The sequence below is a fragment of the ANME-2 cluster archaeon genome, from assembly GCA_019429385.1.
Taxonomy (GTDB): Archaea; Halobacteriota; Methanosarcinia; order Methanosarcinales; family Methanocomedenaceae; genus Methanocomedens_B.
In genome coordinates this window covers 21,623-43,412 of the sequence record JAHYIS010000022.1, presented here as the reverse complement: position 1 = coordinate 43,412, position 21,790 = coordinate 21,623, and the positions used below count along the sequence as shown (strand labels likewise).

Here is a 21,790-nt window from a genome sequence, read left to right as displayed (position 1 = left end):
GAAATAAACGTAAAGGATGCACGATAGCCATTTAACGCATCCTTTTTAATTCTTACAGCAGTGGCATCTTGAGAAATGGCAAATCCAAAATTACATAATCTAAAAATTTTTGCGTTTTTAAATATCCTAGGTTGTCACTCCATCTTCATCAATCTACTATGCGACATCGATGCCTGCGACCTTTGGTCGGAGGTCGTGACTCGCGTGCCTTGAAGCGTAAAAGAGAATGAATTCAAACAGGACATTGGAAAAAAATGAAGAAATATGTCCCACAAGGGTTAAAATCCCGCCGTCCGGGTCTGCTCCCGGGTGAAGAGAACGGGAAGTGCGGTATCGTGAGGTGCTGTGCGGAGTTCCCTAGTATCGGCAACCACAGCTTGAAGCGAAAGCGAACGAGAAGTGGCCTTAGCGATTGGCGACACTCCCAGTCACAGTGGAAGCTTGAGCAGAATATAATCGCTGGGGTGGTTATCGTCAGGATGGTTGCGAATGCTCTTTTATGTGACCGGGGGAGGTCTCATACTGTCCTGCCCGAAGCTGGTTTATATCCTACACGTTTCTGGTTCAATGGACTAAGTGGACGGACAACAGGTAGCCGAGGTATAACTGAAAAGGAAAGCCAGAGCCATGCAGTATGAGAAGTCGGATGAACTCATAGTAGCCATAATGGTTGGGCCAATGACATACAGAACCTGCATCGCAGGATGCAGGGGGCGACGGTACGAGGTAAAACCCAACTTAGCGAAGGGGTTCTAGCTTTGGTCGAGTCAGAGGATTTAGCATGATAACATCAATGGATAAAAAAAAATGCCAGAAAGGTAGCTCCTGAAATAAAGTAGGAAAAACGCCATCTGGATAATATGTGAGGATGATGGAATAACTGCTGAAAACCGATGACCGATGATAACATCAATTGATGAAATCATCTCCTGCAATGGGACAATGCCAAACGAAAGCCGTATACGGGAAATCCGTACGAGTGGTTTGATGAGGAGGGGGTGGTGAAAGCCACTCCTTAACTCTACCAGGATGGGGGATTCATGCTCGCAAAGGTAGTAGGTATTTAAGTCAGAACAAATAATAAAAATCAATAGGCACTTTTTCTTGGTAAAATATCATAAATAACAATCGATTTTATATTATTATCTACTTTATAAATTATCCGCCACGAACCTATGCGAATTCTGTAAGTGTTTTCATATCCTTTTAGTTTTTTAACATTTAATCTGATTGGAGCGAAAGAATACTCAAGGTCATCAAATATTTCTCCACATCGATTTTGTAATTCTTCAGGCAATTTCTTAAAATTCTTCACAGCTCTATTTGTTAAAACAACATTATACATTTTAGTTGCTCGCTTTTAGTGCTTTCCAATCGGTATATTCACCTGCATTGAACTCTTTTTCACCTTCAATTATCGAATTTATTTCATCTTCCACCGGTTCAGCTTCAGGAACTAGAAGATTTTTGAGCTCATGAATTTCAGCTCTTAGAAGTTTGAGTTCTTTATAGATGGTTTCGTGAGTTGCTGCCATAATTTAAACGCCGATAAGTAAGATGTTTTTACATTATTTAAATTTGACTCAATTTAGAAACTTTTATAAACTAAACTCTGAGCATCCGCCTCGATGCCCCGGATTTAGCGATGCAATCCGGCGTCCGTGACTCCTCCCCAATACTCCCCCCACTAACAAAAACCTGCCATCCAATAGTCGAATCCCCAAAATTCGGCCACAACTTTCCTCACTCCCCCAGCTCCTCAGCCACAGCATAAACCGCCGGCCCGAACGAACTCATGCCTGCTCCATAGGCACCCTTATCGTCAGACTGGTATCTGCCATCCACAATGGACCTGACGCGCTCGAAAGCCTCAACACCTATACCAGATGTCCCGCTCTTACCGACCTTAGCGGCCACCTGAGAAACGTGGGATATTAGGATTAACGGGATCTGAAAGTGGTTCGCATCATCCTGTAAATCCTGTTTAATATTTACCCACTCAATATATTACAACATTTACAGATATACCCTGTCGTGATGTTCAATATCCAGAAAGAGTATCAGTTTTTCTTCTTCAAATACTCTGTATGTCATAACGAACGAACCGCCAACATGCACCCTAAAACGGTCTTCATATTTCAGATGTTTGTAATGCAATGGATTCTGTATGATCTCGCTAATCTTTTTGCGGCATGCCAAAAAGAGCACTTTATCCTTTTTTTGAAGTTTTTTGAATTTTCGAAGGAGAGTTTCAGTAATTTCAAACTCATAAGACATGCAAAAATCGCCTATAATCCAAACTGCCTGTCGAATTCGTTCATATTTTTAAAATGGATTTTCTTTTCTTCGTTTTCTATTTGATCGAGTTTCTTTATGTACTCAGGATTTGGATTGCTATGAAGATCATTGTCAATCTCGTTAACAGTAACCTCTATTCGAGCCATTTTTTCTTTAAGAAAATCCAAATCAGTCTTTATTTCAGTCAACATTTCAGCTTCTGACATTATTGTCACCTGCCATATCATTCTTAGTTTCGATATCTTAAAAACATTTGGGAATGCCTTTCTTTCACGGTTGGTCAAATATTTAGTAAAAGGTTAGGATTCCATAAATTGAGAGAACGATTCATATTAATGGTATACAGGAAGCCCCACTTTACTTAACCTATATTTTCGCCCCCCTATTCCTTGCCCTTGTAACAAAAACCTGCCCCCTAATAGTCGTATCCCAAAATTCAGCCACAACCATCTTCACCTCCCCCCAGCTCCTCAGCCACAGCATAAACCATCGGCCCGAACGAACTGATGCAGGCTCCATAGGTACCCAGCCCTCTCATAATATCTATTAAGTATCTGACCTAACCAATCTGCAGGCCAACCTCCCGCTCGGTCATCCCCAGGTAGAACATGAATGTCCCGCACCAGAAGTGCAGGCAGCGACGATATGAGGAGAGAACCTGACAATGCAAATTGGCTCTTAAAAAAGGAGACGGGTCTTCTCCCATCGTTCAAATCGCAGGGAGGAGGATATACTTAACATTGGATCCCTATTTGGTAACATTGCCTTTGCTGCTCGTCGAGGGTCAGGAGTACTTATAACCGGGAACTGAATAATGGACCTTCACACGGCAACATTTTTCAGTCAATATATCTATCAAAGAACTTCTTGACTACTATTGGCATCTCGCCACCTTTCATCTGCTCGGACAGGTAAGAATCACTTATCAGCAGTTTGGTCACATCGATCATATAGCGCCTTTTGAAATCGCTCATCTCCTCTACCCTGGACAACTTATCCATGTAGAATTTCCGGAACGACTCCAGCAGGTGAGCATTCAACTCGTCCCTGCTCATAGCAATAGGCCGCACCACAGGCTCGACAAGATTATACTTGGAATAATCCTTAACCTCAACATACGGCTCGAGTTCAGCATAAATATCAGAATACGGCCAGGGCGCAATTGCCAGGAAGAATGTCAGGTCTGCATCATAATACGCAGCCAGCTCCTGGGTCGCCCTGACAGACTCAGCTGTCTCATTTGGCATCCCCATCACGAATGAGGTCTCGGATACAATATCCATGCTGTTGATAAGGTCGATAGCCTCCTTGGACTCTTCTATTTTCAGGTCCTTCTGGTACCTGTCCAGTGTTTCCTGGTCAGCAGACTCTGCACCCACATAAATGTGCAAAATACCCGCCTCCCGGTACTTGTGGATAATATCCCTGTCCCGCAAAATATCATCAACCCTGGTCTCCATCAATATCTCCAGGTCCAGTCCCTTCTCAATAAGCAGATCAAGGATCTTCTCCCACCGCTCCCTGTCATAGGTAGGGAACTCATCCGCTATCATAGCCACATCCACGCCATAGGTACGGTTCAGATGCTCAAGTTCAGCCACGAAATTCTCAGGACTCCGGGCACGCCACGTCTCTTTCCAGAACAACCTCTGGGAGCAGAACGTGCACTTCTGGGTGCACCCCCTCGATGAACTCACCACCGCCAGAATAGAATTCGCCTTGGTCTTGAACGAATAATCACCCCATTCCACCAGGTCCCAGGCCGCAGGCAACGAATCCAGGTCAGTAATAAATGTCCGGGGTCCGGTATGAACCACCTTCCCATCCTTGACGTACGCTATCCCTGCCACACCCGACGGGTCCCTGCCAGAATAAATGTGGTCAAGCAATTCCACCGTAGTTTCCTCGCCCTCACCAACTATCACATAATCCACTGCCTCAGCATCGCCCTCCAGGATCTCATTCCAGCAGAACGTAGCATGGATACCGCCCAGGTTGGTGATTATCTCCGGATTGACCTCCTTGGCGATGCGAAGCACCTGGATAGCATCATAATTACTAGAAGTATAACCGGCAGAAGCAACAACATCAGGCGCAGACGCTTCAATACGTACCCTGATATCATCAAAAGTATCGAACCTGGTCATCGCGTCATATATCTCCACCTCATAGCCCGCCTGCTGCAGGCTCCCTGCGACATATACCAGACCCAATGGCATCCAGGACCCTGCAGATTCAAGTACCCCGCAGTGGTAGGGAGGAGTGATTAAAAGGACCTTCTTTTTCATGAATAATACCTGATTTTTCTTATCGTCGAATAGAGTAGCAAGTTAGGTGTATATGAACTTATAGATTACTACACTAAATAACATATATATTTTATTGTTAAAATGTTTATCTCATCTGTTTAAAATAATTTTACTCTGGTCATAATTATTCCACTCCTACGTTTTATAGCCCGTTATACCATATATGCAGAGTGTAATCCAGTATAAACAATACCAGTACCAAACAACGAAAAAGCCAGTATGAATATTGCTACAACAAGCATCCAAGCACTCTTTTTACCCCGCCATCCAGCATTCATCCGCAAGTGCAGGAAAATACCATAAATAAACCACACAATCAAAGACCAGGTCTCAATAGGGTCCCATGCCCAGTACCGTCCCCAGGTCTGGTAAGCCCATATCGCTCCTGCCCCTATCATCACACTGAGAAATAAAAAGCCGGCACTTACAAACTGGTAGCTCAGGTCGTCCATCATATCTTTACCAGGAAAACGCCCCAGGAACTTCTTCATCCCCTCAGAACCCTTTCCTTGCTCCTGTCGCTCGTTAAGGATGTATAACACCGCAAGAGCAGTACCTATCAGAATACCTCCAAAAGCAAGTTTGGCAAAACCCACATGAGCGATCAGCCAGTAACTGCTCAGCGATGCAGGAATTGAGTATATTTCCCGTGAAAGAGTTGCTCCCATTCCCATCATAATAAACGAAACAGGAACCACGACCATTCCCGCCAACCGTATCCTTTCTACTCTTAGAGCCACAAGCAGGAACAGAGCCACTGAGACCCAGGCATAGGATGAAAATACTTCATGTATGGTCATATAGGGTCCATGTCCCGACTCTACCCACCTGATATACAATGAACCCGTATGGGGCAATAGCCCGACAAACGCTGCCAGTGCACCATATCTCAACCATTCTTCTTTCTTGAAAACCACACTGAGAATATATAATACAGCGCTAATACCATACAATGAAGACGCGGATAAATATAAGATCCATTCAAGTTGACTCATCTTGTACTGCCTCTTTTATTTCTTCAATTAGATTATTAAATACATATTCAAATGACGATTTATATTTATCACTCTTTCCACCTATATATAAAACAGGTCTACCAAACCCATCATTCTCAAATACCCCAAAAATATGTTTGGGACTGAAAAAGAACATCACTATCATTGAAAATAGTGCCAGGTATATTCCCCCGAAGATAAAGGGTATCCCGTGATCTGTCACGACAGAAATAATGCTCCAATACTTCAGGTCATAGAATCCCAGCGTCACTTCACCCATACCAGGATAATTACCCAGCTTCACCAGCTGGTTCAACCCTAACACACCGTCAAATACCTGCTCTTCCCCCTCGAACAGTTCAAGATATACCTGTGGATTCTGGGGCATATCATAACCACTTTCCAGTATTCTCCTTGAAGTGTTCGGGTACAGGGTTATCTGGGCCGTAAGCCCGGTATCTGCCACCGGAAATACGGTTAAATACCTGCCACTGCCATCGTCCTCTGCATACACATACGAACCGGATATCACCGCACCGGTCGCATCTTTCAATAGGAACAGGGGTGCAAACCCGTACTCGTTCTGGAAGAGGGTTACATCTTCATAGATTATCAGGTGGTTGGAGTGCAACACGTCTTTTTTCACCACCTTTCCATCCCTAATAATAAGGATCTCGCTGGCAATCCCCCGGTAAACACCTTCATCATCTTCATACCGGGGATGGAACCGCTCAAGAATAAAACCAAAATTCTGGTGCTTCTCATCAAACAGTGGACCTTCAGCCACGTAAAAATAATCCTGGTGCTGCTCATACAATGTCTGGCCTTCCACCAGCTGCAACCGCCCTTCCATCCTGCCTACACCACCATACAGAATAGCTCCCAGTACCAGCAGGATACAAAGGTGGAACACAGGGGTGCCAAATATCCCAAGCCGGTTCTTTGTGGCGACAAAGGAATTCCCATTTTGCTGCACCTTATAACGCCGTTTTTCAAGGTGAGATATTATTGTATCACGAGATTGAACAGATGTTCCAGCAAGTACCACGAGGGCATTATTGGCAAGTCCGGATATCCCATCTTTTTTTCTGAAATTGCTACCTCGTTTCATTTTCCGGATAGAATTCCGCCACATATCATACGTACAGAATATCGTGTTAAGATACAACAGGAGCATTACCCCGAAAAACAGCCATGAAGTGTAGATTGCGGTGAATCCTATCGTATCCATATAATCCAGGAATACACTCTGGTTTTTCATCTCCTCCATGTGTGTATGAGTAAAAATATGCTGCTGGGGAATGATGGTACCAATAAATGAAAGTAATATGACCATTGAGATCAGGTAGATGGTAAGTTTTCTTGACCGGAAAAAACGAGGGACCTTTTTTATCCACGTATCAATCAATTCCATAAATCTACCTAATCCTGTTTTATTACGGCAGTATCAGTACTATCATTTAATATTGTTTTGCTTAACAGGATGGGAATAAACTGTGTTCTTCACACAAATATCCTGCCGAATAAGTTCCGGACACACCTGTTTCTATCTGTATGGAGTCCCTTAATGGCACGTGGAACAAGCCCAATACGTCCCCATCTGTTGATTGTGCAAATCTCCCGGTTCTGATGAATAGAACACCCACATCTCTGGGAGGCCCGGCATTCTTCTCTCGAACTTCCAGTCGCCATTATGGCATTCGTAACACTGTATCTGGGATGCCATCTGGGTCTGGGGAGCATTTCCATACTTATACTGGTTTGTGGTATTCCAGTGGCAATTGTAACACTCGTCTACAGTACTATTTGAATTGGTCCTGACCAGGCTGCTGTTCGTACCGTAATGGGATACAAGAGACCTGTTGTTCTGCCACATGGTTGCACTGCTATTGACACTGTTGTTATGGCAGTTCCAGCACTGGGCATAATTCGTCGTTATATTGGAAGTACTAAACTGCTGTGGAGCTGAAGCATTTGGTATATGCCTGCCAACCAATGGCGCACTGAAGTTGAGGGTAACGTGACACTCATCGCACAGTTTAGCGTCTGAAAGTGATGGATGGCTGGATGGAGCACTGCCATTCGCATGACACGCATAGCAACGCAGGTTATCATCTGAAGCTGCACTGTTAAGATTATAATGTATTGATTCCGAACCGTTGTTGGTGGCCGAAACATTCAACTGAACAGTAGTGGGTACCAGACCAAGTGGAGCATCATGGCAGTTGATACACAAAGTGATATTTGCCCCATATACGTCATGTGCGAAAATAGTCGTATTTTGTGGTGGATTGCTTGAATTGCCATGGCAGCCTTTGCATATCGAATCAATGAAATCTGAGAGTGTACTGTGGTTGTAGAAAAATGTACCATCGTTTGAATTAATTGTCAAAGTAATCTCGGGTGGAGTCTTACTGAAGTTTGCATTGCCTCCGATCGAGCTGTACATGGCACTGCCGCTCTTATGGCAGGAAGCACATATGTAATCACTCAGGTCAGTAGTATTGCTGCGCAAGGATGCGAGGTTGCCAAGGGCATCCACTTCATGCAACGTCGCGTTATGGCAGTATTCGCAGGCTTCATTGGTGTTGTTCCAGTAAGGACTATACGAATCATTCCATTTCCGGCCTGCCATTGGGTCCTCGCTGTGGTACATGGGTTTTTGTATCAATGGTATCGGGTTAAGTGACTGGTTCACAGCCGAGGCATTGTCCTGGTGACAGGTGGTGCAGTTGACTGCTGTGGTATTGACTGTTGTATATGAACTGCCGTCGGTCTGCAGGTACTTGATACCATGGATGTCGCGTTTACTGGTATTGATATGGCACTGGGTACAATCAAGGCTGTTGTTGTGCCTGGATTTATTACTGGTGACCATTGGACCGGTGTAGCTCTTCGCATCTCCATGGCAGGAAAGACACAGACCTGAACTCTCAATGGTGAGGTTCGTGGGTTTGTATAGTGATGCGTTGTGCATCCAGCCGCCATTGTGACATTCGGTACAGTAGGGGGTGGTAGCGTTATAGGCAAGGCTATGGTTAGGTACTGAGGCATTGTTGATATTGACCATGGCTGAGGTGAAGTTGTTGCCCGGGGTCTGGTGACAGTAGCTGCAGTTGACACTGTTGCCGGGGCCTGTTCTCAGGCTGTCGGGACCGCTGCTGCGGTTACGGCCGTAGTGGGATGGAATGGAATAATTCGTACTGTAGGTGTCGATACCTTCGCTGTATTCTACCTTCATCTCGGTGAGGTTGTGGCATACCAGGCATGAACTGGAATTGTCAGGAGCATTAGATGCCGCTTTCAATGCACTGCCGTTCACAAAGTGCTGGAAAACGCCAGGAGCATTGCTGACATTAGTATACGGTGCTGTACCGTCATGGCAGTCATAGCACTTGTAGGGATCTTCGAAAATATCGCCCATGCCTGACGGTTCGCTGCCGTCGGACTGGTGACATGCCCAGCATATCTGGTTGTCAGGATTACCCGTACTGCCTCCGGTGCCTGTAGTGGCGTTATTGATTGCGTAATGGATACTGGCATTGCCATTGAGACTGCCGTTCAAGGCACTGACATTGACCCATGATGTTGCACCGCTACGTCCCACATCATGGCAACTGATACAATCCGGACCGCCACCACCGGTGATATTGACATCATGGAAGTCCAGCGGTTGTACACCGCCAAATACGTGGCAGGCCCAGCAGTCCCCTATCTGGGCATTAATGTTGATGTGGGTAGGAATGGTGGGTTTGGTGTCAGAAACGTTCATGGGATTGCCCCAGTAAGAACTTTCAACAAGGGTACCTACACTACTATTTGCACCGAGGTGGCATATGCGGCAGTCTGTGGTGTTGGGCATGTGGTCAATGGTCTGTGTATAACGATACGGACTCATGTTCGTGCTTGCTTTCATTGATATTTCATAATTATTGAAAGCATAATATCCGCCAGCATCAGTCCGGTTCTCATAGCTCACACCATGGCATGCTCCATTACCGGTGTTATTGTTATAGTTGAAACATGTCGATGGGCTGCTTAACTGAGAAGTACTTGATGCGGTCAGGTTCGTCCTTATGACAACCGTAGCATTCGCACTATCATTTATGTGATTGTATACGCGTGGAATAGTATCGGATACATCACTTCGCATGCTGATGTTAATAGTAAATGGACCAACAGAATTGTTATAGTGGCATTCTTCACATATCCTGCTGTTGTCATCATCAATATCCTGACCCATTGTGGCAAAATCCACGGTTCCATTGTGACAGGCAAAGCAACCCTCCATATCCTGTGATAATAAAGGAGGATATATGGAAAAAGAATCAATACCATCACCTTCCCAGTCAAAACCAGATGAATGTATCTCAGGAACCGTGGAAAGATTCTCGGCATGGAAGGTAGTCCCACTACCGTGACAATTCACGCAAAAGCTGGTCGATTTGTTCACCGGATGCCTGACCTGCATCGCACCACCCCACGTGACATTGTTGGTGGTGTTCTTATGACACAGTGTGCAATCCGTGGTGGGCTTGACCGCACTGATGTTCGTAGTTGTCAAACTGCCATAATGGGACACGTTCGATGCATCTGATTCATTAGCAAGCCCGCGTTTTGTATCATTATTATAGGTAAGGGAATTTTTATGACAAAGGGTGCAGTCAACCGCAATAATATCTGTGAGGGTACTTCTGAACTGCCCGGGAATGTGTTCAATGGTTGAAATAGGCTGGGTACCGTTGATAGTGACATTGTAGATCGCTGTACCGTTGACGTGACACTTTGCCTCGCTGCAGTTTAGCGGCCGTGTGGTGTTGGCAGGGACGTTGGGTCCCAGTGAATTATTAATATGGCCGCCAGGTTCTGAACCGTTGCCATGACAGGCCCAGCAGGTTTTGCTCAGGGTGTTGTTAAGGACGGTCACATTTGTGGCATTCGTATTGAGGTCTTTATGGATACTCAGGCCGAAGGCGGTTTCATTGATATCTTCCTGGGGTCTACCCAATCCGTGACAACCAAGACAATCAGGTGTGCCGCCAGATGCCGTAATAACACCCAGGTCATGAAGGTACGTAGTGCCGTTGATATGACAGCGATAACAGTTATTGCCAAATGTTGAATGGTTTGCCCAGGAAGATATATTCGTGGCGCCAAAGACCTCACTCTGGTCCTTGTGACAGTAAACACAACCCTGGCTCCCGTTCTTCCCGTCCACTTCCCAGCCAACAGTATCGACCACATAGTGGCTATCACCATCTACTATGTTCCTCACATAATGGCCAGTTGGACCTGTGCCGTCGTCCAGGACCATGCTTATGTTGCTACCATTACCGGGGATGGATTCGTTGAATATGGGCACCTGGGTCTTCCCATGACAGAATTCGCACGTCTGGGATGTACGGACAAAACCGGATTCAAACCTGCCGTACTGGGTGGCATTATCAAAGTGGGAACCTACATATATCGAAGATGAAGTGTTCCCGTGGCATTCCGTATCCGCACATGACCTGTCTGAAGCATTGTACCGTATCTCTTTTGAGATATGTTCTGCCTGGCCGGTGGCACCAATTGGCGCCGTACCATCCCGGTGGCACATATAACAGTGCTTATTATTTGTGGCATTGCCATTATTGATGTTCGCATGTGGCGACTGGTTGAATAGCGTCATATTGATGGTCAATGTACCAATCACACCACTGCCTTCATGACACAAAATGCAATCCGGTCCCCCCAATCCATCCAGGACACCATGCATGAGTCCGGTGGAAGTGGTCGCGGAGTTATTATGGCAATGACTGCACCGTGAATCATTAAATGAACTGATATTTGAATGGTCGAAATAGATAGTGGTTCCGTCATCCGCTATTGTATAATTCCCATACGTAGCATTTCCGGTTATCTCTGGCGGGACAGGGTCCATTGTTCCTGCCATCACATCATAATTTGTGTTATTCTGGTAATGACAACTTCCACACCACGAACCAGACAGGTCGCCACCTACGATATTTATCCCCTGGAAAATACCGGGATATCCTAACGCAGTACTTTCATGTGTTGTGTTCCCGTGACAGTATAAACATGTTGTAACCTGGCTTGTATTAACCCAGAAATTGACACCCCGGTCCCAGAGAGTACCGTTGATGCTATTTACACTGTGTGTGGTAGGGTCATTTACCAGTGGTGCATTGCCAGAATAGGTACCAGCTTTGGGATTTGCCAGGATAGTACTTAATTTATTATTCTGGTGGCAGGTAGTACAGTTCCCGGCATTTGATTGTAAAGGACTATAATCACCGTTTATATCAAAATATTTTATTATATGTGCATCCTGGCTGTGACATACCGTGCAGTCAACAGATGCATTGTGCTGCTTTTTTGTATGACAGGTCTGGCAGTGGGATATCTCAGTAGTCCCATTCGAATTTTGCTCAAAAGGTAAAATATCCAAACCAACATGACATACTTCACATGTTGATTCGGGATTCTTATAAGTAGGCTCCGGCTGATGGCATATTACACACCCATCTGCAAATCTGGTAGCAATTTTATCGGCCTCATCAACAGCAGATAATCTACGTTCAAATGTGGAAGGGTCCGGATTTCTAATACCGTGATTCGGGCCATGACATAGGACGCATGGGACCTTATCATTTAGAGTGTGCAATCTAAGTGGGTCTCCTGACGCTGGAATTGAATCCGAGTAATTGACCCTTGCCTGATCATTTGAATCATTGTTATTGTCATCCAGAGTGGATACGATGGTTACGTTTCCATTCCCACCTGCCACATATGGTACGTCATAAATATCACCCCATATTGCATGACACTGGGGTTGTTTACTGGCAATCCCGCCATCGTCAGGCAGAATGAACTGGAACCCGCATGACTTCATCTCAGGAATCCCGAAATTACTTTGATAGGGTTGCACCCGCCCCTCAACGGCGTGACAGGCATGAGAATCGCATGAAAAATTATGGTAGTCCTGTCTGAAGTCAATGTATGTTGCCGAAGTATTCCCTCCGGGATAACCATCATACCCCTGATGGCAGTGCACACATTTAGTATCCGGGAACTGACTATACCCTACAGGGTTATAAGAATAGTTCTCATGTCCGTTTCCGTACCATCCAAGTAAAGAATAATCTATAGAATAAAACTTGCCATGATAATTACTCATATTTCCACCGACAACAGTAAGCTGGTGTGCCATGTCATACCCCATAGCATAGGGAGAATTCGGGATTGGAAAATCAGGATTGGTTGCATTACCGTTCATGCTCAGGGTCTGGTTGAAAATCACAGGCCCCGGGTCTCCGTGGCACAGTGCACATCCCCACCAGTTGAGGATATAATCAGTGCTTGAATGTACAAACTTACCATCAACAGTAGAATTGACCTCGATTATCCAGGTTCCCCAGTAGTTCTTATTATTCATATCAAATAGATACGAAGCGATGCCTCCTGAATCGGTGATCGAACTGCTTTGGTCAATTACAATCCCTGCCGGATTTTTCAAAGTGAAGTTTACAGGTGTGTTATCTGCGCCCATTCCCTGAACATCCATAACTAATACATAAGCCCGGATAGTGGTAGATTCATCTTTCCAGTAATCGTTGTTCCAGTCATTGCCGGTCCAGTTTTGCTGTAAAACAGGGTCTGGCGGATTCTCAAACCCCGGTGCTGCATTGCTCCCTGCATACATTGGGTCATCCAGTATCACAATTCGATTTGTGGATATCTCCATATTCAAAAAAGCAGTGGTAAAAGACTGGACAGGTATGTCGGTACTATTAACATTTCCATAGTCATCAGTACTTTCAATTCGATAATAATAAGAGGTATTTATGGAAAGGTCTGTCAAAGTAATTGAGGGGGAAAGGGTGTTATTTTTCCAGTTGCTCCATGTTCCGTTGACCCAGGAAGTAATATCTGCCTCATCGGTCCCGAAATACACACGATTATCAGTGGATTCGTTGGTCTTCCAGGCGATAAATGCAGTTGTTGCTTTTCCTCTTGAAGTAATATCATACACCAGGGGAGGGGAACTGGCTGAGAGGATCCCGACCTCAGAACCCGTGGTACTCATAGAAGATACAGTTTGAGCGGGTTCAGGTAGCAAATGTGGATTTTCAATATCGGGCATTATTGTTACAGTTTCAGCATGGCAATCCAGGCAATCTGATGTTGCACTTACAGTACCGGTATTAAATACGATAAACAAAATCAAAAATACAACAATCAATCTATTTTGAATGTTTAACATTTCCAGACCACCAGGATATCCGGCTGAGAGATTTGCCTAATCAATGGAGCAAAATCTTATCGTAAGCTAATATCCACTCAATGCATACCAGACTAGAATTATTGTAGTAGCACTATATAGTTTTGTACATTTTATCCTTAATTTCGAGAATATGGTTCAGGAATTACTCTATTTTAAAACACCTGAACTTATTCTATTAAAAAAGTATATCAACAATAAGCATTCAAACCATATTCCATTCGAATCAGTTAACTTTTGAGTGAACGACAATGTCAAATGACACCATCGCGCAGGAATGGCCACCGGTCAGGGGAGATTATACCATAATAGACCCTGAATCCCGCATTTCTGTGGTCACCCTTGCAAGCGATATGGACCCGCTCCCTGGTGCCTGTATAATGGGAAGCTGCAAGACCGAGAACCTTGGCATAGAGAAAATAATGGCAAATACCATCTCCAATTCAAATATCAGGTATATCCTGGTGTGCGGCCAGGAATCAAAAGGACACCTGTCAGGAAATACACTCCTGGCAATCCACACCAACGGTATAGATGGACATGGCAGGATTATTGGTTCAAACGGAGCCATACCTTTTATTGAGAACATCCCACACGATGCCATTGAACATTTCAGGGCGCAGGTTGAACTCATCGACAGGCGGGGACTGGTTGAGGCTGGTGAGATTCAGGCGATAATCGAGGAATATAAGTCGAAAGGTGAACCCTTCCCCCACCCGCCCATGGTGGTCCAATCAGCCAGAAAGAAAAAACACGTTGAGCGCGAAATAAAAGGTGCAGATATAATGATAGCCAACGATATTCTGATGGATACCACATCAGGGTTAGTGTTCGTCCAGATATAATCCCAAATTTTCAGGATAGATAACAATGTTCGTATTCAAAAAAGAACAGCAGGTCATCAATATCGCGAATGTCAGGATCGGAGGTCAACCAGGGCAGTTCCCTACTGTACTGGCAGGCACTATCTTCTACAATAAACACAATATAGTATCGGACCCAGGCGCAGGCATATTTGACAAACAGGCCGCAGAATCACTTATCAACATGCAGGAGACCCTTTCAGATGAGACCGGCAATCCGCACATGATACACATCTATGCTGAAACCCCCCAGGCTGCACAACGTTACCTGGACTTTGTCAGTGCAACAACCGATGTCCCATTCCTGCTCGATTCCACTGATTCCACGGTGCGAGCGGCAGCTGCGAATTATGTCAGCGAAGTGGGGCTGGCAGACAAGACCATCTACAACAGCCTGAACATGTCGGTCACAGATGATGAGGTCGAAGCACTGGCCAATTCAGATATTGACGCCGCCATCATCCTGGGATTCAATGCAATGGATTCCAGTCTTGACGGGAGAATGGAACTGCTTGAAAACGGCGGACGTGTACTCCCGCACGGGTTACTGGAAACTGCTGATGAATGCGGTATAACGAAAAAGTTAATTGACCCGAGCATTACTCCCATGGGCAATGGTGCAGGTATCGCACTGAGAATGTGCATAAGTGCCAAAGCGAAATGGGGGTATCCTGTAGGTTCAGGTATTCACAATGCACCATCAGCCTGGAACTGGCTACGTGATAAAAGTAAGGAAGACAAGCTCATCTACCGGATATGCGACATCGCATCCACTGGTCTGCAACAGATGGCTGCCGGCGATTTCATACTTTACGGGCCTATCGAAAATGCGAAGTACACATTTCCTGTTGCAGCAATGGCAGACATCATGATATCTGAAAGCGTGGCCGACCTGGACGTGGAACCGGTCGACGGTCATCCTATAAGGAAACTGGTCTGAAGTTGGTCCCTATTGTACTTCAGGTTAGTATCGACATCCATAAATTACTAATAATACAATATCTATCAAGGAAACAATCTATTGTTATCGTCGATTTTATCGGATGGGGTACATTGTGAAAAAACTTGGTTTTTTAAACCGCAGAAAGTTCAAAAGGATATTGAACTTCTCCAAGAGGGGTCTTACAATACTGCTAAGACCAAATCCCACGGTTGATTCACTTGCCAGCGCGTATGCATTGACTAGAATCGCAGAATATTTCCACATTAATGCCAAATGTTACTTTACCGGAACAGCGTATCATAAAGGACTGTTAAATATCGTGGGTCACAATATTGAACCGCTTCCTGATGTTATCACTGATGAGCTTTCAAGGACTGTGGCCCTGGTCGATGTAGTACCCAGGGAATTACCCGAAGACCTGAATCTTATCATTGGCATGCCCGATCTCATAATCTCACATTCCAAAGTAGCGACAAAAGATATAAAATGCAGGTACAAGGATATTCGTGAAAACATAGAGACCACTTCCACCCTCATGGTCCAGTATATGCGGAGCCTGAAGGTACCCATGGACAATACGGTAGCCACGGTACTTCTGTTCGCTATCAGGGACCGTACCAAGACATTTTTGACCAACGTGAACCTCAATGGTCTGGAAGCCTACCACTATGTACTGGGGTACATAGACAATGACCTGCTATTAAAACTTGAAAAACCGGCTGTAAAACCTGAAACGTTCAGCGACCTTGCTAACGCTATCAATAACAAACATATCAAAGGTGCATATCTCCTGACCAATACCGGTTATATGAAAGACCCAAGTACGCTTTCAAAAGTCGTTAAATATATGCTGGACCTGGAGGGGATATCAACCGCGCTGGTATTTGCAGTTAATACCTATAACATATACGTATATGCCAATTCTAATAATATTGAAATTAACATGAACCAGATTTTCAGGAAAGCTTTTGGTCATTGCGGAAATATTATTGGCAGTTCCTCTTATTCTTCCATAACTATTCCACTTGGTGTGTTCTGTGCTATTACAAAAAGCAAGAGTAGTGAAGACAGCAAACAGTTGATGCTCGAAATTATCACCAATTCAATTTACAACCGGTTCCTGAACACCATTGAAGAAGGAGAAAGTAAACCGGATAGAAATTGACAGTTAGGGGTTCAAATAAAGAGAGTCAAACACTGAATTGAGGATTCGTAGACCCCAATACCCGTCCCCGGCTGCATTGTATGCATACACTCCTGTTCACATCAAAACAATGGCTGCAAACAAGACGGCCGCATAACTGACAGGTATACATCGTACCAGACGTCTGGCAAATACTACAAATTCCCTTTAATTCCAGGAATATTCCTCACTTGGAAATCGTTGCATTATGATATTGAAAGCAAATTATGATGCCTGATATGGTATATAGAACTCTTCGACGACCCATTCGCGAAGTTCTTCCTCCCATTTTTTATCCATATTCTTTTTAAGAGGCACTAAAGCCATTTTATTATCATTGTGTTCTTGAATAGTATAATCCATAAAATGCGGCACCTTAATTTTTATGTAACTGTGTTCATTGATTATCATTTATTCTACGTTAAATACTTGTCGATTTTGGCAACAACCCAAAAAACAAAAGCGTTATTGCTTACCACATAATTGTCTCATAAGACTGGAATAATGAATGCTTTTATGCTTCTTTTTTAGCCTGGACCTTTAAGGCAAGTTCATTCAGCTCCTTGAGCATGGCGTCCAGGTCAATGCCGTGCATCATGGCACCTTCGGCCAGGCTCTCGAATGATGCTGCATGACAGCCAACGCAGCCCAGCCCGTACTGGAAGAATATTCCAATGGTCTGGGGGTATTTAGCTACTATCTCTTCTATTTTCATGTCAGCAGTGATCATATTGTTATCGGACATATTTCGAGCACCTGATATTTCTTTAATACCCGCTTGTACATAAATTCGATTGAAAAACCTGACTTATCAGTAAAACTTAATTATCATCCTGCTATCTAACCAGATGCTCAACCCTGTATCACTGTTACCCAGGAAATCATCATATGAATATCACGAACATCGCGGTTCTTGTCTCAGGCCGGGGCTCAAACCTGCAGTCCATAATCGACAATATTAACAATGGCACTATCCCCCGTGCATCGATAAAAGTGGTTATCAGTGATGCGAACGGCACCTTTGCATTTGTGCGGGCAAAACAGCACGGTATAGAAGCTGTCTTTGTGGATCCTGATAACTACGAAAATAGATCCGGTTTTGAGAATGAAATTCTGCGCATCCTGGCAGAACACGACATCACACTGGTCCTGCTGGCAGGATATATGCGCGTGGTGGGCCCGACCCTGCTGACACCATATAAAGGCAGGATGATAAATATCCACCCCGCACTGTTGCCATCCTTCCCCGGATTGCATGGTCAGCAAAAGGCTTTCGACCATGGGGTCAAGGTAAGCGGATGTACCGTGCATTTCGTGGACGAAGGCGTGGATACCGGCCCCATAATTATCCAGCGTTGCGTACCTGTACTGGAAAATGATACCCCAGATGTGCTGGCAGACAGGATCCTGGAGCAGGAACACAGGATATTCCCGGAGGCGGTCAGATTGTTCGTCGAGGGAAAACTGAGAATTGAAGGTCGAAAAGTAAGAATTATTGGTTGAATTTACATTAATCATGGTAACATAAAAGATAATAATCGAGAAGAGGAGAATAATTCACTATGTCATATATCTCAAAAATAGACCCCGAACTTGCCCAGGCCCTGATAAACGAACAGGAGAGGCAGGATTACAAGCTTAACCTGATCGCTTCGGAAAATTATACCAGCAAGGCTGTCATGGAGGCCCAGGGCAGTATTATGACAAACAAGTATGCTGAAGGGTATCCGGGCAAGCGGTACTATGGCGGGTGCGAGTTCGTAGATGTGGCAGAGAACCTGGCAATAGAACGGGCATTGGACCTGTTCGGCGCCGAGCATGTGAACGTCCAGCCCCATTCAGGTTCGGGCGCCAACATGGCCGTGTATTTTTCAGTACTAAAACCCGGCGACACTATCCTGAGCATGGACCTGTCCCACGGTGGCCATCTGTCGCACGGCAGCCATGTGAACTTCTGCGGTCAGCTGTACAATGTGGTGCCTTACGGTGTGAGCCGGGAGACCATGACCATTGACCACAATGAACTGATGCAGATAGCAAAGGAACACAAACCAAAGATGATCGTGGTAGGTGCCAGCGCATACCCAAGGGAAATTGACTTTGCCGCTTTCAGGGACATAGCTGATGAAGTGGGTGCTTACCTGCTGGCAGATATTGCACACATTGCAGGCCTGATAGTGGGCGGTGTACACCAGAGCCCGATACCCCATGCTGATTTCGTGACCACGACCACACACAAGACCCTGCGGGGTCCCAGGGGCGGTATGATAATGTGCAGGGAAGAGTATGCAAAGGCTATTGACAGGTCCGTGTTCCCTGGAATCCAGGGCGGACCGCTCATGCATATAATCGCAGCAAAGGCTGTAGCCTTCAAGGAAGCACAGGCTCCTGAGTTTAAAAAATACCAGGCACAGATAGTGGCCAATGCAAAGAAACTGGCCTCGGACCTGATGGGTATGGGACACGATATCGTGTCTGAAGGTACTGATAATCACTTAATGCTGGTGGATCTGACCAGACTCGATATTACCGGTAAGGACGGTGAAGCTGTCCTGAGCAAGGCCGGTATCATTGCCAACAAGAACACGATACCCTTTGAGAAACGCAGCCCCTTTATCACCAGCGGTGTCAGGCTGGGCACACCCGCCATCACTACAAGGGGTATGAAGGAACCCCAGATGCAGGTCATTGCTGAAAATATCGATATTGCTCTTAATAATATAAACGATGAGGTCAAACTCAATGAAGTAAAGGCCAACATGAAAGAACTGTGTGCACAATTCCCTATCAACGTTTGAGATAATAATGGAATCCGGCAATAAGCTCATAGACGGCCGTGCTCTTGCAAAGAACATCGAACAGGAAGTTGCAAACGCCGTAGCTCTGCTCAAAGAAGAAAAGGGCATCACTCCGGGGCTGTCGACGATACTTGTGGGCGACGACGAAGCTTCTAAGATGTATGTGAGGCTCAAGCACAGGGCATGTGAGCGTGCCGGTATCCATGCAGAGGACCACACCCTGCCCGCCAGTTCCACACAGGAAGAACTGATAGCACTGATACACTCACTGAACGAGAGGGAAGATATTCATGCAATTCTTGTGCAACTGCCCCTGCCACCCCACCTGGATGCACAGGCAGCTATGGAAGCCATTGCACCCTATAAAGATGCAGATGGCTTTGCTCCTTACAATATGGGACAACTTCTTATAGGAAAGGAAGGACTGGTTCCCTGTACCCCGAAAGGTATCATCCGTGCCATGGAAGAGTATGGGGTGGAACTAGAAGGGAAGAACGCGGTCATCATAGGACACAGTAACGTAGTTGGCAAACCCATGGCAGCCATGCTTCTGAACCGCAACGCGACAGTGGCGGTCTGTCATGTATATACTGATGACCTGAAAAAATACACCGCGCAGGCAGATATCCTCATTTCAGCTACCGGCGTGCCCCATCTTATCAAGGCTGACATGGTGAAGGAGGGGGCAGTAGTCTTTGATGTTGGAATTGGCCAGAAGGACGGTAAAGTGGTAGGAGATGTGGACTTTGAGGCTGTACTGCCGAAAGTTTCCCTTATCACCCCGGTCCCTGGCGGCGTGGGTCCTGTGACCATCTCGATCCTGTTGCAGCATACACTCGAATCTGCGCGCAGGATATCGGAATAATCGGGTATGAATAAGGTATGATGTATGGCAGTTGACACCGAAATTGCTGGTATTGGAGTGGGAGATGCACATCCGGTACGCATAATGGGTGTTATAAACCTGAGCAGTGAATCATTTTACAAAGGTTCGGTGACCGGGTCCGAACATATCATTGAAACGGCCCAGCGGATGGTGGCCGAAGGTGCAGACCTGCTGGACGTAGGTGCACGGTCTACCTGGCCGCTCGCTGATACCATCACGAAGGAAGAAGAACGCAGGCGGCTTATCCCGGCACTGGAATTGCTTGTGGATGCCGTGGAAGTGCCCATCTCTGTGGATACCCAGTTCGCTGACCTGGCCCGGGAATCACTTGAGTTGGGGGCACATATTATCAATGATGTGAGCGGCCTGACCGCAGACCCGACAATGGTGAGGGTCGCCCGTGAATTCGGCTGTCCTATAGTGGTCATGGCATCGGAACATATGCCCGGTGACCCGTTGGGCATGGATGCCGTAATGCGCTCGCTTGGCAGGATAATACGTACAGGCGAGGATGCAGGTATACCCTCTGGTAACATCATCATCGATCCCGCAATCGGGAAATGGTTGCCGGAAAAAGCTCCCATGTATGATTTTGAGACTCTTGACCAGTTAGAACGCCTGAAAGTGTTCAACAAACCGGTACTTGTCGCCATATCCAGGAAATCGTTCATAGGCGAGGTGCTGGGAAAGCCGGCCACAGAAAGGCTTATGGGTTCCATTGCCGCCACTGCTATTGCAGTCTATAAGGGTGCGCATATTATCCGGACGCATGACGTGGCAGATACTGCCGATGCCGCCAGGGTGGCAGAAGCGATCAGGGGGCATAGCGTCTCTTCCGAAGGTTCGGGTTATTCCATTGAAGCGCTGGACGTGGTCAATACAGAAGATGCGCCTGGTTACTTTTCCTGGATAGGGACCACAGGCACCGGCTCACGGGTGATGAAAGACAAGACGGTCCTCAGGGTGCTGAGGATAACGAATGTGAGCACCACCGAAGCACTGATAATAAAACAGGAAGCTCTATCCCGGGGGTGTGATGCTGCGCTGCCCAGGGATGCCGTATCACACGAGACCCAGAACACAGACCTTATCGTGATGGGGACTGAGTTACAGTTGAAACGCCTGGCCTCAAAACTGGAGGGTCAGGCAAGGGACCTACCCTTAATATCCGGATTGATACTATCCACCCTGCAGCGATTCAGGGATACTGACTACAGGTACGGATGAACGC

18 protein-coding genes are annotated in these 21,790 nt (G+C 45.8%); 8 read left to right on the top strand and 10 right to left on the bottom strand.

Annotated elements, in window-relative coordinates; genetic code table 11:
* Positions 1-254: 254 nt before the first annotated feature.
* On the top strand, positions 255-638 hold the full coding sequence (locus tag K0A89_08490) for a hypothetical protein (GenBank protein ID MBW6518523.1): 384 nt from the start codon (positions 255-257) through the stop codon (positions 636-638).
* Between the two features lie 449 nt (positions 639-1,087).
* On the opposite strand, the gene K0A89_08485 is transcribed toward K0A89_08490, so the two are convergent.
* The 9 genes from K0A89_08485 to K0A89_08445 form a co-directional block, all read right to left on the bottom strand.
* Positions 1,088-1,345 carry a type II toxin-antitoxin system RelE/ParE family toxin gene (locus K0A89_08485; GenBank protein ID MBW6518522.1) on the bottom strand — a complete coding sequence of 86 codons (258 nt, stop codon included), beginning with the start codon at positions 1,343-1,345 and terminating at the stop codon, positions 1,088-1,090.
* 1 nt (position 1,346) lies between these two features.
* The gene (locus tag K0A89_08480) at positions 1,347-1,535 is read right to left on the bottom strand and encodes a hypothetical protein (protein MBW6518521.1); all 189 of its coding nucleotides are present in this window, start codon (positions 1,533-1,535) and stop codon (positions 1,347-1,349) included.
* A gap of 208 nt (positions 1,536-1,743) precedes the next feature.
* Positions 1,744-1,917: a hypothetical protein gene (locus K0A89_08475; GenBank protein ID MBW6518520.1), complete on the bottom strand. Its 174-nt coding sequence runs from the start codon at positions 1,915-1,917 to the stop codon at positions 1,744-1,746.
* Between the two features lie 99 nt (positions 1,918-2,016).
* Positions 2,017-2,277 (bottom strand): type II toxin-antitoxin system RelE/ParE family toxin, encoded by a 261-nt coding sequence (locus K0A89_08470; protein ID MBW6518519.1) that lies wholly within the window; start codon positions 2,275-2,277, stop codon positions 2,017-2,019.
* Between the two features lie 11 nt (positions 2,278-2,288).
* Positions 2,289-2,504 carry a hypothetical protein gene (locus tag K0A89_08465; GenBank protein MBW6518518.1) on the bottom strand — a complete coding sequence of 72 codons (216 nt, stop codon included), beginning with the start codon at positions 2,502-2,504 and terminating at the stop codon, positions 2,289-2,291.
* A 633-nt stretch (positions 2,505-3,137) separates the two neighbouring features.
* Positions 3,138-4,586: a B12-binding domain-containing radical SAM protein gene (locus K0A89_08460; protein ID MBW6518517.1), complete on the bottom strand. Its 1,449-nt coding sequence runs from the start codon at positions 4,584-4,586 to the stop codon at positions 3,138-3,140.
* 173 nt (positions 4,587-4,759) lie between these two features.
* Positions 4,760-5,602 (bottom strand): c-type cytochrome biogenesis protein CcsB, encoded by an 843-nt coding sequence (gene ccsB / locus K0A89_08455; protein ID MBW6518516.1) that lies wholly within the window; start codon positions 5,600-5,602, stop codon positions 4,760-4,762.
* Positions 5,589-7,016, bottom strand: a complete 1,428-nt coding sequence (locus tag K0A89_08450; protein MBW6518515.1) for a cytochrome c biogenesis protein ResB — start codon at positions 7,014-7,016, stop codon at positions 5,589-5,591. The genes ccsB and K0A89_08450 overlap by 14 nt, the downstream gene beginning before the upstream one ends.
* A gap of 150 nt (positions 7,017-7,166) precedes the next feature.
* Positions 7,167-13,868, bottom strand: a complete 6,702-nt coding sequence (locus K0A89_08445) for a fibronectin type III domain-containing protein (GenBank protein MBW6518514.1) — start codon at positions 13,866-13,868, stop codon at positions 7,167-7,169.
* Positions 13,869-14,137: 269 nt separating this feature from the next.
* On the opposite strand from K0A89_08445, the gene K0A89_08440 reads away from it, so the two are divergent.
* The 3 genes from K0A89_08440 (at position 14,138) to K0A89_08430 (ending at position 16,857) form a co-directional block, all read left to right on the top strand.
* Positions 14,138-14,731: a tetrahydromethanopterin S-methyltransferase subunit A gene (locus K0A89_08440; GenBank protein MBW6518513.1), complete on the top strand. Its 594-nt coding sequence runs from the start codon at positions 14,138-14,140 to the stop codon at positions 14,729-14,731.
* Positions 14,732-14,756: 25 nt separating this feature from the next.
* Positions 14,757-15,689 carry a tetrahydromethanopterin S-methyltransferase subunit H gene (mtrH, locus tag K0A89_08435; protein MBW6518512.1) on the top strand — a complete coding sequence of 311 codons (933 nt, stop codon included), beginning with the start codon at positions 14,757-14,759 and terminating at the stop codon, positions 15,687-15,689.
* Positions 15,690-15,804: 115 nt separating this feature from the next.
* A complete protein-coding gene (locus K0A89_08430; GenBank protein MBW6518511.1) occupies positions 15,805-16,857 on the top strand; it encodes a hypothetical protein in 1,053 nt (350 codons plus the stop codon).
* A 532-nt stretch (positions 16,858-17,389) separates the two neighbouring features.
* Here K0A89_08430 and K0A89_08425 read toward each other — a convergent pair.
* The gene (locus K0A89_08425; GenBank protein MBW6518510.1) at positions 17,390-17,620 is read right to left on the bottom strand and encodes a DUF1858 domain-containing protein; all 231 of its coding nucleotides are present in this window, start codon (positions 17,618-17,620) and stop codon (positions 17,390-17,392) included.
* A 143-nt stretch (positions 17,621-17,763) separates the two neighbouring features.
* On the opposite strand from K0A89_08425, the gene purN reads away from it, so the two are divergent.
* Genes purN through folP form a run of 4 tightly spaced genes read left to right on the top strand, consistent with a single transcriptional unit; the run spans position 17,764 to position 21,786 of the window.
* The gene (gene purN / locus K0A89_08420) at positions 17,764-18,378 is read left to right on the top strand and encodes a phosphoribosylglycinamide formyltransferase (protein MBW6518509.1); all 615 of its coding nucleotides are present in this window, start codon (positions 17,764-17,766) and stop codon (positions 18,376-18,378) included.
* A gap of 59 nt (positions 18,379-18,437) precedes the next feature.
* Complete coding sequence (locus tag K0A89_08415) at positions 18,438-19,673, top strand: serine hydroxymethyltransferase (protein MBW6518508.1); 1,236 nt, start codon at positions 18,438-18,440, stop codon at positions 19,671-19,673.
* A gap of 1 nt (position 19,674) precedes the next feature.
* Positions 19,675-20,538: a bifunctional methylenetetrahydrofolate dehydrogenase/methenyltetrahydrofolate cyclohydrolase gene (locus K0A89_08410; GenBank protein MBW6518507.1), complete on the top strand. Its 864-nt coding sequence runs from the start codon at positions 19,675-19,677 to the stop codon at positions 20,536-20,538.
* Between the two features lie 24 nt (positions 20,539-20,562).
* On the top strand, positions 20,563-21,786 hold the full coding sequence (gene folP, locus K0A89_08405; protein MBW6518506.1) for a dihydropteroate synthase: 1,224 nt from the start codon (positions 20,563-20,565) through the stop codon (positions 21,784-21,786).
* Positions 21,787-21,790 lie beyond the last annotated feature (4 nt).